This window comes from Paenibacillus ihumii (genome assembly GCF_001403875.1).
Taxonomy (GTDB): domain Bacteria; phylum Bacillota; class Bacilli; order Paenibacillales; family Paenibacillaceae; genus Fontibacillus; species Fontibacillus ihumii.
This window is the reverse complement of sequence record NZ_LN884299.1, coordinates 3150279-3162606: the sequence shown is the minus strand read 5'-3', so window position 1 is coordinate 3162606 and position 12328 is coordinate 3150279. Positions and strand designations below refer to the sequence as shown.

Sequence of the window (12328 nt, the reverse complement as noted above, 5' to 3'; positions counted from 1 at the left end):
AGGGCCTTCGCCAAAATGCGGAGGCCCTTTTTTTGAAAGCTGATCATTCTTGTCTGATGGTGTTGAACAAAAATAGGGTAAAGCTGACCAGGGCTAATCCGAGAGATGCCTTGAAGAAGGGGAAGACCTGGCTCATTGTCAGGCTGAAAATGTACAGATAAGAAATGTCCGTTGCTCCTTGTATGGTTTGAATAAAGCCATAGAGCAGCAATATAGAGTTTAGCGTGAAGAGGACGGTAAGAGTCAGAAACAGGTCCCGAAGTTTATGATTACTTCTTAGTAAGAACAACAATTGAAAGATCAAGCAAAGCAGTAGGATAAAGAAGCCGAGCATCCCCAATTTGATTACCTCCAAAAGTACCGATTCCCTTTTTCTAATAAGTATAGAGGCAGATCATAAAAAACTCTACAGAGTTTGGGAGTTCATCTCGTCTGCCTCCTGAAAGCAGCATTCTAATGAAGAATGCTGCTTTATTAGTCTATAAAGCCACTCTGGCCTCCTACATTTGCAGGATCATGCTGCCCAAACAGGCTTACGAGCATGAACATGTTTCAGATCATTTTTAATAGCTAGGATTGGGAGCCAGAGCATCTTTTTTGGTTTTGTGAACTGTACCATGTGGATGCTCAGGCGGTGCATAAATTACATATACTTTTAACGGCTTATTGCCAGTATTCGTTACATTATGCCACTTGCCGGCAGGAACTACGATCGCATAGTCTTCATAAACATTTCTCACAAAATCCAGCTTATCTTTACTGTCGCCCATTTGGACAACTCCTTGGCCCTCCTCGATGCGGATGAATTGGTCAGTCTCCGGGTGAACTTCTAGACCGATATCCTCCCCGACATTAATACTCATAACCGTCAGTTGAAAATGATTACCTGTCCATAAAGCGGTTCGATAAGTGTTATTTTGTTCGGTAACCTGTTCAATATTGACTACAAATGGATTTGGCCCGTAGTCCCGGATGACCTGATCATTCCGATCCTTCCAATGATTTCGCATAGCTGGCTGTGCAGCACACGGCTGATGGTTTCTAGGCGCAGGATGAAAGTAATGCATGGTTGTATGCGCATTATGCGTATAATGCGCATAAGGATTTGGGTGCAGTGGATGCTTGGGACAAGGATACATAGGATGAGAATACATGGAGCTTAGATAAGATCCGGGTGAATAACACATTGATTTGCCCTCCATAGGTTTATTATTCATCATATGCCTATTTTCCGATTTAGGTACTCCGTCTTACAGTAATAGAGGGTGTCATTCATTGCAGACCTGCTTAATTTTGCAGATTCTAATATTTTTAAGTAGTGATTTTACTGGATTTCCGAGCCATTTTACCCTATATACAGATTTCGCGGCAGTTTGATTTGTACTTTTTTGACTGTGGAAAATAAAGGGGGCCTGCTATACTGATTAGGAGCGGTTACATAACTACCAGGGAAGTGATGACATGAGGGCGATTATCGCTGATGATGAGAAGCTGGCCCGCAGTACATTGCGGAGCATGCTGAACGAACTGGATTCGGGCTTGGAGATTGTGGGGGAAGCGAAGGACGGCGGAGAATTAGCGGAAATGATGGACGCTAACGGCGTGGATATTGTGTTTGTCGATATCAAAATGCCGGTCATGAGCGGGTTGGAGGTTGTCCAGCGGTTCAAGGAAAGCAGCCCGAATACGCAGTTCCTGATTTTATCCGGCTATTCCGAGTTCGAATATGCGAGAGAGGCGCTCCGACTTAACGCGCTCGATTATTTATTGAAGCCGGTCGATTTGGATGAATTGGCACTAAGCCTGAAGAAGGCGAGGGAGCGATATATTTTTCAAATCCGGGCAGGAAATTCCGAATTCGCGAATATTCTGGCCTCTTTGGTATACATGACTCGATCAATTGAAGATATCCCCGAATATTCCGTATATAAGGATTGGGTATTTTCCTTGGGATGCTTCACGTTCAGCGGGACATTGACGGAATCGCAAAAAAAGCTGGAAGAATGCCGTTACCAGCAGGAAATTCGCGAGCATGCGGATCTCCGATTCCTTTGTCCGGAATATCGGACGTCGATGCTGATTTTACCAAACGGGTATTTTGTCCAAGTCATAGGGATGGATCCTCGGCTAGCCGAGAAAGGGAAGAAGATGCTGGAGGATTATTGGAATCATACTGTACAGGACAGAATCGCGAACAATAACAGTTCTTTCAAGGTTTCGTTAAATACCTTTAGCGATATGTCGTTTCAATCGGCAACCAAAAAACTGCTAGATTTGGCGGAAACTAATGGAGACGTAGATTCGGATTTCGGAGACAAAAAAGACGAGGACGAATCTATTCATATCGTGGATAAGGTTGTCGCCTTCGTAGAGAACAATTATATGAAGGATATAGGCATCGGGCAAATCGCCTATGATTTGGAGGTGACTCCGAATTATTTAAGCTCATTGTTCCATAGAAGACAGGGGGTCACCTTCATGAAATTTCTGACCAAAATACGTATGGAACGGGCCAAGGAAATTCTTGAACATAACCCCCATATCAAAATTTACGAAGTGGCGGAGCAGGTCGGTTATTACACCACCCGTCATTTTACCAAATTATTCAGGGAGTACTTTAATTGTTATCCTTCTGAATTACGCGACGGTCAATTCACAGAAAGCGTATCGGAGCAGTGAATGGTAAGCGTGATCTTTGTTCCGACGTTCTGGATCGAGAACACGTCCATAGTTGCAGCGGGGTAGGCCATCTCCAGCCTGTCCCGCACATTTTGAAATCCTACGCTGGTCTGCTTCCGAAGATTATCGGCGGCAAAGCCGACACCGTTATCCTCGACGATGAGCCGAATCTTGCTTCCCTGGCCCTGCTGTTTTTCCGGTTCGGCGCGAATCCGGATAAGGCAGCTCTTGGTGCAGGGCTCCACCCCGTGCACAATGGCGTTCTCCATCAGCGGTTGCAGCAACAGCTTAGGAATCCGGAAGGATTCTAGCTCGGGATCGCACCATATGGATAAATCCAGTCGTTCCTGAAAACGCAGCTTCTGCAATTCCCCGTACCTCGATAAAAATTGAAATTCCTCCTTTAACGTTACCCAATCACTAAACTCCAACGAATAACGGAGCATGCCGCTCAAGGATACAATGGCTTTCTCCAGTTCTTTGGTCCGCCCCTCTCGATTCAGGCCGACCAGTCCATTAAGAGTGTTATACAGGAAGTGAGGCTGGATTTGGCTCTGAAGAGCGCGATATTCCGCTTCCTTCTTGGCGAGCCCTGTCCGGTATTCCCGGATAATCGTGTCGTTCAGCCGGGTAATCATTTCATCGAGAGCCAACCCGAGTTGGGCGATTTCGTCCTTTCCTTTCGGTTTGACCCTCTTGTCCATATCGCCGTCCCTGACTCTCCCCATGATCGTCATCATTCGGCGAATCGGGTTGACGACGGACAGGGAGAGATAAGCGTACAGCAGTGAGGTCAGGGTCAAACCGCCGAATGTAAACAAACAGGCCATAATGTATAACCAACGGACTTTGGATTGAATTTCTTTATGCGACATCAACAGAACGATCTCCCACCCTGAGGAGGGGATCGTTTTCTTCACCAGTACATACTTGTCCCCGCCACTTTCGACGAATTCGGGATCACGGCTGATTTGAACTTCCATATCGCGGGGAACCGGTTTGCTCGAATACAGCAGCTTCTGATTACTGTCAAAGATGGTGATGACCGAGTTGACCTCGAAATGGATGTCCTGAACAATTTCGCTCAGGATGCCCGTATCGGCGTCTGCCATGATTACCGCGAGTGGTTTTTGCGAATCTGGATCTTTAATCAGGCGGGCAACGGAGAAGACCTCTCCCTCTGAAGGAGAGATCAGATAGTTTCGCTGGTGAGGGCTTATGAAGGTGGCCTCGCCGTTCCGAGCCAGTGCTTGCTTGTACCAGTCCTGCTCTGCAAAAGGAAAATCGGGAATGTGCACGGAAGGCCCCTTTTTGTCGGTAACATATACGGAATTGTCAAAAGGCAGCAGGACGGTTCCAAGGATATCACTGCGCGTATTCTGGAACATGATCAGCAGCGTTTCCTGCAGCGTCCGGTCTGCCTGCAGCTTATTATAGTCGGTTAAGGTATCAGTCAACGGATTCAACTTCAGCTTCAGTGTCTGCATAATGTTGTCGTGGAGAAATGGAGCGAGTGTCAGCCGCTCCAACTCATCTAGATACGTTTCAATATTGTGCGACATGGCAGTCAGCGTTCCCTCTGTCAATGTCTGTTTTTCCTTGGACAGCATCGATTGATAGTAGAAGGGGATCACCAGTCCAATCAGTAGGACGGGAATGACGGTAGTCAACAGGAACAGGAGAGTTATTTTGAAACGGAGACTGTGATTGCTGGGTTTCATGCGGCGTTTCACTCCTTTGGCTGGCTCTGCTTGCTTTTGCCCGTTATGTTTTTCGAATGGATGATAACTTCGGCAGGTAGCCGTTTTTCTCCTTCCGAGTGTAGAAATGACCGCTTAGAGTGTAGTTTCGGATCATTTTGTAAGCGCATACCTAATGATAACCTGTAAATGAACCGGATCACGAAAAGGGGGTATTTAAGCGCAATGAACAAAGCAAAGAGGAGGATTTCGGGGTTTCTGGCCTTCGTGCTCGGGCTTTCTTGCCTTGGCATAACCGCCACCGACCACCGGGTTTCCGCGGATTCACAAGCAGCTTCCTATCAGGAAGCATACGTAAGTGACCTGGACTGGTCCTCGATCAAACACGGAAAGGTCAAAACGCAGAAGGATCAAATTGCGGCGGCCAATCCTACGGGCAAAAAAATGAAGATGAACGGGGTGACCTACGAGAAAGGGCTGGGGACCCACGCCGATTCCAAGATCACCTATCAAATCAACGGGGAGTATGAACGTTTCTCCTCCGTGATCGGAATCGACGACGAAGCGCTCAATAATAGCAAGCTGCCCACCAATGTCGTTTTTGCTGTGTACGGGGACGGAAACAAGCTTTATGAAAGTCCGCACTTTACCGCAAAGCCATATGTTGGCCCTCTGACGATTGACGTGGACGTATCGGGGGTGAACGAATTGTCGCTGGAGGTTAATGGCCATGCGGCTGGCTCCAACCCGCAGACAACCTCGTATGCGGATTGGGCAGAAGCCCGTCTGAGCTTGGGCGATCCGTCCGAACGGACAGCGGCTTCGCTTGCCTCATCCATCCGCACTATCGCGCAGCCGGAGAAGGGGCAGACCATTTTAAGTCTCCCGTTCGTTCCGGAAGGGTTCACCATTGAAATCGCTTCATCGGATCGGGAAGACATTATTCCAAAGGATGCGCAGATTTTTCCGATCGCTTCCGATGTGAAGGTAACCCTGGTCTTGCTTGTGACCAAGCTCGCCAATGGCGAGACTGCCGCTACGGTTCCGCTTGAGGTGCTGGTGCCGGGGGTTCAGCCTACCGAAACAGCCAACAAAACAGCTCTGCAGGCGGAGCTGTCCAATGCACAAGCTTATTATGACAACGCGGTTGAAGGGACAGAGGTCGGACAATATCCCACGGGCGCAAAAGAAGAACTTCGGGTGGCCATCGCCAAGGCCACATCCGTTTACGAGGACGTAAACGCCAGCCAATATGTGGTCAATCAGACGACTGCCGAGCTTCATAAGGCCGTGCTTTCGTTCTTGGCCAAAGCCATTGCCGGTGAAGGAGAAACGCTGGAGTCCGTAAGTTTGATAAGTGATCGTACAACTCTGAATCTGGATGGCGTCGCCCAGGTGCAATTGAGCGGGAAGTTGAGCAATGGGGCGGATGCGGATTTGAAAAATGCCTTCGTCAAATATTCGGTTAGTAATCCGAATGTGATCGCCTCCGTGGAGCCTACGGAAAACGGGGCAGAGGTGCGGGCAGGAACGAAGCTGAGTTCCCCCGGAACTGCTTCTTTAACGGCCACCGTCACACTGGGCGGTGTCACTCGAACAGCCGATCTGCCGTTTAAGGTGCAATTCGCGGCCGATCAGCCGTTTCAACATGAATATCATCAAACGCTGACCATGAAAATGTTCATGGCCGAAAATAACGGCACGGTCAAGATGACCTTTGAACAAGCGTTGGAAGCCGTGAAGAAGATCGACCATCTTACTCGGGGCATTCCGAAGATCATTTATCTTGTAGGCTGGCAATTTGACGGTCATGACACCGGTTATCCCGCGCTGAATGTCGTCAATCCTAAGCTGAAGCGGGAGCAGGACGTCAAAGCGGAAGACAGCCTGAAATGGCTGATGGATGAAGCGTTCAAATACAATACCACGATCAGTCTTCACATCAACATGCTGGACGCGAGCGCGGAAAGTCCGTTATGGAACACCTATCTAGAGAAAGATGTGATCGCCAGAGAAGCCGACGGAAGCTTGAGAAAGTACGTATGGGGTTATCCGATCAGCTTCACTCGGGAATGGGAAGAAGGACTAACCACGAAACGGATCGACGAATTGCTCGAACTGCTTCCGATCCAACGTGCCGGCACCATTCATATCGATGCTTTTCATCAAAATATTCCTAAGCTCGAAGCCGGGTTCATCAGTCCTTATCATAAAATCACTTCTCAACAGGAAGCCGAGACGCAGAAGAAGATTATCCGCTATTTCCGGGATAAAGGAGTAGACGTAACGGCGGAATTTGATAAAAGCTACCGGGTTGACCCGTTGATCGGATTGCAGCCGATGGCCTGGCATATCCGTTGGAGCGCTTCGGAACAGTTTAAGATTCCCGCTTCGCTCTATACCGGCGGGGACGGGGGAGATGAACGGCTCGGAACAGGTATGCTCGGAGAAGGAATTATTAAAAGCGATCCGGTGAACCTAAGAGGTTTTATCGATGACTTCGCTTTAAAGACTCTCCCGTGGTACTACCTGAACCGGTTGGATCGGATATCCGATACGAACGGGACGGTCACTTTCTCGGACGGGGTAACGAGCCGTAAAGCGGGCGACGGAAGTCTAGTTATCGAGCGAAAGGGAGAAGCGCTGAGAAACGGGGGAGATATATTTTTCCCGGCAGCGTGGAATGAGAACAAATATAAGGAAATCATCGCATATAGCAAATCCGGGTATGAAGGAAAACTCTGGACGCTGCCGGACAACTGGACGGGCGTAGAGTCGCTGGATATTTATGAAATCGGCCAAGAAGGTCTCACTCTCCTTACGCAAGAGGTTCCCGTTCAAAACGGTCAAGTGGGTTTGACGTTGTCCGCCGGACAAGCGGTATCCATTTTCCCGTCCGGCACCGACTTTACGCCGGCTCCTGAACCGTTCGCGTTAATCGAGCCGGCCAACGGCGATACTTCGGTGGATCCCGCTTCCGTAGTGCTTCGCTGGGAACACTCGCCCGGTGCGGATCGTTACAGAGTTACCGTATCGGAGAATCCTTCGCTGCAGCCGGCAGTATGGAGTACAGTGACGGAAGAGACGATAGCGAAGGTTGCGGGCCTATCCCATGACAGGGCGTATTATTGGAAGGTTACCGCAATGAAAGGGGAGGCCGGCAAGGAAGTGGACAATACGGGCGGCCCAAATTCCTTCATAACTCGTGCGGAGGCACCTGCTCCGGAAACGGGCGGGGGCAACGGCTCCGGCGGTGGAAGCTCTTCCGGTGGAAATTCCCCCGGATCAACATTAACAAGCCCGCCAGGAAACGAAACGAAACAGCCGGATCAGGCGAATGTTCAAGTTTTAACCGATAAGGATCTGCTGTCGTTCAACGATGGTGGAACCGTGGAAATCCATGTGAGGGAAGGAGCGGAAGCAATCGTTCTGACTCCGTCCGCTCTTCAGAAGCTGGACTCCCGCTCTTTGCTTGTTCGCCAAGGAGGTGCGGCGGTCGAAATCTCCGGGGAAACGTTCGGCCAGTGGATCCATTCTGTATTTCCGAAGGCAGCGAATCAAGCTAAGGTAATCCTTAAGCTGAGCCCCTTGTCCCCAGTGGAACAACAGCAGTTTATCGCCGCCAATCCGCTGAGATATGTCAATGTCCAACAAGCGGGAGACTTTGTAAAGCTGAGTATTGCCATTGAATCTGAAGGCGTCGCGAAAGAATTGAAACAATGGGAAGAGGGCGTTGTGCTTCATCTTTCGCTCAGTTCGAGGGACGGAAGCCTGGCCGCTGTTTATACGCTTCAGAACGGCAAATTGCAGCGCCTTTCCGGAATGCATTCCGCCGCCGAAGGCAAGCTGGAAGCCGAGATTCGGAGCTCGGGCAGTTACGGGCTTCTAAACAGCTTATCTGCCTTTAAGGATGTCTCTCGGAATCATTGGGCATTTGAGGCAATATCCTCATTTGCCGCTAAGCAATGGATCAACGGGACGAAGGAAGGTCTTTTTGAACCGGGGCGGCCGATTACCCGTGCGGAATTCGTCTTCGTGCTGGCGTCCGCGCTCGAGCTGAGCGGCGGCGGTTCGGCGAATTTTACGGATCTCCCCGCAAACGCTTGGTATGAAGATCAAGTCGGGGCGGCCTTTCAGGCGGGCATTATATTCGGGGTCGACAGCTCCAGCTTCGCACCCGATCAGCAGCTCACCCGCCAGGAAATGACGGTCATGCTGATGCGTGCTTACGCTGTTCTGCACGAAACGGGAGAGAGTGCTACTACAGCGGCAGCTGCCGCATTCGACGACGCCAGCCGCATCGCGCCTTGGGCGATGGATGACGTGAAATCTGCTGCGGCTTTGGGAATCCTGAAAGGCCGTGGTTCCAAATTATTTGAACCGAAGGCTCCAACCACCCGTGCGGAAGCGGTGGCGGCGATTCAGCGGCTGGGAAGTCTGCTTGGGCGTGAATGAATCATTGTAGAAATAGACGCGGAAGACTGTAGTTTTGTAGCGTAGGTATGGAATCTTAACCATGTTAAAGTGGGATTGTAAACGGTTTATTACAACCATCAAGGGAGGAAGCTGCAATGAAACAGCGCAAGAGATCCGTACTGCTGTTTACTGTTCTGGCCTGCGTATTGGCACTTAGTGCCTGTGGCTCGAACGGAGGGAATGGAAAATCGGGTAATGGAGTGGAGGGAGACTCCGGAAACGCCGGCTCCGGGAAGCAAATCCGGCTGAATGTGTCTACGAACGTGGTAGGGGAGCAGGCGAAAGTGCTGCAGGAAATCACGGAGAGATTCATGGAAGAAAACCCGGATATTAAAGTGGACTTTAGTGCTCCGGGAAAGGAATATGAAAATATGATGAAGGTCAAAATGGCTTCGAGCGATATGCCTGACGTGTTCGCCACCCATGGCTGGGCTAAACAGCGCTACGGCGAGTTTCTGGAGGACTTGTCAGGAGAAGCCTGGGCCGCACAAATCAACGAAGCGATTAGGCCTTCCGTAGCCGATGAGTCCGGAAAAGTCTACGTTCTTCCTATGGATCAGGACAAGTCGGGACCAACTTACAATGTGGATATTCTAAATGAATATGGTATTGAAGTGCCAAGTACTTATGAGGAACTGCTTGCCGCTTGCGAAATTATAAAAACCAAGAGCGGAGGCAAAGTGATTCCTATTCACATCGGGGGAGCGGATGCTTGGCCGCTTGGCCAGTTCTTCGACTTCTTCGCGACGCCGCTGCTGGTCAGCGCGGAAAACAATGAAGGGGAAGCGCTGCTGAACGGCACCTTCGATTGGAACAAATTCGATGTCCTTCCGCAAATGCTGAAAGATTTGCAGGATAAAGGCTATTTGAACAAAGATGTCCTAACGTCGAAATACAGTGATTCCGCAAAGGCTTTTGCCGAAGGGAAGGCCGCTTTCACTGTCATTGGCCCGTATTTCATTGAGGAGGCCCAGAAGATCAACCCGGAATTGAAAGGCGGATTAATGCCGATCCCGTCCATTGTGCCCGGAGATACACCTACCTTCGCCGGCGGGGAGAAAACAACCTGGGGCGTGTGGAACAAGTCCAAAAATATAGAAGCTGCTAAAAAATATGTAGCCTACTTTGCTAAGCCGGAAAATATCACGCTGGTGGCGAAATCCAATCAACTGCCTCCGGGACTTAACGGAGTGGATATCGACGCGGGGCAACTAACGGAATATTACGAGAAATACAAGGATACGCGCGTGCTGCCATATTTCGACCGGGTTTACTTGCCGAACGGGATGTGGGATGTCATGTGTAAAAACGGCCAGGATTTATTGTCGGGCGGAATTACGGCCCGAGAATACTCGGAAAATATGAAAAAGGAATTTGAACGCTTAACAGTTGCAAATTAAGCTCTTGATGTAACGAATCCGTGGCTTTCAATGCTAACGGTATCACGGGTCTGGTCCCAAGCAGGCGATTTTGGGGTTCCGGACCCTCTGATTTTTCGATCGATAGAAAGGGAAAATATAAACGGGGATGAGAGCAGATGAGGAAACATATACGCACGTCGGCTTGGATCAATCTTATGTACTTACCGGCGTTAATCATGTTCGGCTTGTTTATTTTCTATCCATTTATTCAGGGAGTACGGGTGTCCTTTACAAATTGGAACGGATATTCGCCGGATTTCCAATGGGTGGGCTTGGATAAATACAAGGCGTTGCTTCAGGATAAAAATGTTCTGATTACGATAAAAAATACGTTTATTTATGGCTTCGGCAGTACGATATTGCAAAATTTTTTCGGGCTTCTGTATGCAATTTTTCTCGACCGAAACCTGAAAGGAAAAGGCATCGTACGAACCATCGTTTATTTGCCGGTTATCATCAGCCCGCTGATTATGGGTTATATATGGTACTTCTTCTTTCAATACGATGGAGGGACGATCAACGATGTGCTTGGCTTGTTCGGCAAGGAAGCGGTGGATTGGCTTGCCAGCGGCAAGGTTGCCGTGTGGATTATTACATTTGTAAACACTTACCAATATATGGGCATTGCGATGATTATTTATTTAGCCGGCTTACAGTCGATTCCGAAGGATTTTTATGAAGCTGCGGACATCGACGGGGCCGGGGGATGGATCAAATTCAAGCGGGTGACGCTGCCGCTGCTGATGCCGTCCATTACCATCAATGTAATCGTGAATATTATCGGGGGGTTGAAATTATTTGATGTAATTATCGCCATGACCAACGGCGGCCCTGGATACGCGTCATCTTCTCTCTCGACGATGATGTACAATCTGTATTTCGCCAGACAGGACGCGGGCTACGCGGCAGCATTAGGCAACGTGATGTTTCTGATGATCGCCGTCATCAGCATCACGGCGTTAATCGCGCTTAGACGGAGAGAGGTGCGTTTGTAATGAAGAACATATCAAGGGTCAGCAAATACGTCTGTCTTATCCTAATCGGAGTGTTTCATTTAATCCCGTTCTATATATTGTTTAATATGGCGTTTAAATCATCCGAGGAGACGACCTCCAAATGGAGGTTTCCGATTCAGGCGACATGGGATAACTTTGCGAATGCTTGGGAGCAAGCCCATCTGTCACGGGCGCTGGGTAACAATTTGATCATTACATTTTTTGCGGTGCTGCTGGTCGTCCTGATCGGAGCTCTGGCTTCTTATCCGCTGGCCCGATTTCAGACCAAATGGAACCAATTCGTGTACATGCTGAGCATATCCTGTCTGATTGTGCCGGCGCTCACGATTCTGGTGCCATTGTATAAATTTATCGTTGATCTAGGCGGGATCAATACATATTGGGCTGTGATCATGACACAGGTCACATTCTCCCTGCCAATGACGATCTTCTTGTTCACCGGCTTTATCAACACGGTTCCCAGAGAGCTGGATGATGCGGGACTGATTGACGGGAGCAGCAGAATCGGCATCTTCTTCCGCATCATTATGCCGCTGCTGAAGCCTATTACATCGACGGTTATCATTTTGATCGGGCTCCAGGTGTGGAACGACTACCAGTTCTCGATCTTTTTCTTGCAGAAGCCGACCGTGCAGACGATTCCCGTTGCGCTCTCACAGTTCATCTCCCAGTTTCAGAATCAAGTGAATTGGGTTGCGGCGGGCTGCTTCATCGGCATGCTTCCGATGACCGTCGTATATTTGTTTCTGCAAAAGTATTTCATCAAAGGAATGGCCGACGGGGCGATTAAAGGATAGGTGTGAAACAATGAGAATATGGAAGGAACAGCCCCTTGTTTTAAGCAGGAGGCTGTTCCGCGCGATCCCATGAAACGCCAAAATGATGTTGACGCGCATTTGAGTTTGAGAACGCCCAATAAGTCAAGTATTCCGGGTAAATTCAAACACGTGTTGATTGAACAGCATTAAATATGATAGTGTAAACATCGATACAGATGAAAGGAGCGCTGTATATGTGTTGCTCATGTTGTCCAGTT

At 49.1% G+C, this 12328-nt stretch carries 7 protein-coding genes; 5 read left to right on the top strand and 2 right to left on the bottom strand.

The genetic code is table 11. From position 1 onward, the window contains the following. Window positions 1–563: 563 nt before the first annotated feature. Window positions 564–1154, bottom strand: a complete 591-nt coding sequence (locus BN2762_RS21315) for a cupin domain-containing protein (protein ID WP_148500044.1) — start codon at window positions 1152–1154, stop codon at window positions 564–566. A gap of 307 nt (window positions 1155–1461) precedes the next feature. Here BN2762_RS21315 and BN2762_RS21310 point away from each other — a divergent pair, with 307 nt between their 5' ends. After that, window positions 1462–2679 (top strand): response regulator transcription factor, encoded by a 1218-nt coding sequence (locus BN2762_RS21310; RefSeq protein ID WP_055108872.1) that lies wholly within the window; start codon window positions 1462–1464, stop codon window positions 2677–2679. Here the strand turns inward: BN2762_RS21310 and BN2762_RS21305 are convergent. After that, complete coding sequence (locus BN2762_RS21305) at window positions 2649–4400, bottom strand: cache domain-containing sensor histidine kinase (RefSeq protein WP_055108871.1); 1752 nt, start codon at window positions 4398–4400, stop codon at window positions 2649–2651. The two genes, BN2762_RS21310 and BN2762_RS21305, sit on opposite strands and share 31 nt — an antisense overlap. A gap of 204 nt (window positions 4401–4604) precedes the next feature. Between BN2762_RS21305 and BN2762_RS21300 the strand changes: the two genes are divergently transcribed. From BN2762_RS21300 to BN2762_RS21285, 4 genes are all read left to right on the top strand, one after another. Next, window positions 4605–8834 carry an NPCBM/NEW2 domain-containing protein gene (locus tag BN2762_RS21300; RefSeq protein ID WP_055108870.1) on the top strand — a complete coding sequence of 1410 codons (4230 nt, stop codon included), beginning with the start codon at window positions 4605–4607 and terminating at the stop codon, window positions 8832–8834. Window positions 8835–8950: 116 nt separating this feature from the next. Then, window positions 8951–10255, top strand: a complete 1305-nt coding sequence (locus BN2762_RS21295) for an ABC transporter substrate-binding protein (RefSeq protein ID WP_055108869.1) — start codon at window positions 8951–8953, stop codon at window positions 10253–10255. A gap of 137 nt (window positions 10256–10392) precedes the next feature. Continuing rightward, window positions 10393–11271 (top strand): carbohydrate ABC transporter permease, encoded by an 879-nt coding sequence (locus BN2762_RS21290; RefSeq protein WP_055108868.1) that lies wholly within the window; start codon window positions 10393–10395, stop codon window positions 11269–11271. Further along, window positions 11271–12089 carry a carbohydrate ABC transporter permease gene (locus BN2762_RS21285; RefSeq protein ID WP_055108867.1) on the top strand — a complete coding sequence of 273 codons (819 nt, stop codon included), beginning with the start codon at window positions 11271–11273 and terminating at the stop codon, window positions 12087–12089. Before BN2762_RS21290 ends, BN2762_RS21285 begins: the two co-directional genes overlap by 1 nt. The last annotated feature ends 239 nt before the right edge of the window (window positions 12090–12328 follow it).

Excerpts from the sequence above, each read along its gene's own strand:
- BN2762_RS21315 (WP_148500044.1), bottom strand. The coding sequence starts at position 1,154 with ATGTATTCTCATCCTATGTATCCTTGTCCCAAGCATCCACTGCACCCA.
- BN2762_RS21310 (WP_055108872.1), top strand. The coding sequence starts at position 1,462 with ATGAGGGCGATTATCGCTGATGATGAGAAGCTGGCCCGCAGTACATTG.
- BN2762_RS21305 (WP_055108871.1), bottom strand. The coding sequence starts at position 4,400 with ATGAAACCCAGCAATCACAGTCTCCGTTTCAAAATAACTCTCCTGTTC.
- BN2762_RS21300 (WP_055108870.1), top strand. The coding sequence starts at position 4,605 with ATGAACAAAGCAAAGAGGAGGATTTCGGGGTTTCTGGCCTTCGTGCTC.
- BN2762_RS21295 (WP_055108869.1), top strand. The coding sequence starts at position 8,951 with ATGAAACAGCGCAAGAGATCCGTACTGCTGTTTACTGTTCTGGCCTGC.
- BN2762_RS21290 (WP_055108868.1), top strand. The coding sequence starts at position 10,393 with ATGAGGAAACATATACGCACGTCGGCTTGGATCAATCTTATGTACTTA.
- BN2762_RS21285 (WP_055108867.1), top strand. The coding sequence starts at position 11,271 with ATGAAGAACATATCAAGGGTCAGCAAATACGTCTGTCTTATCCTAATC.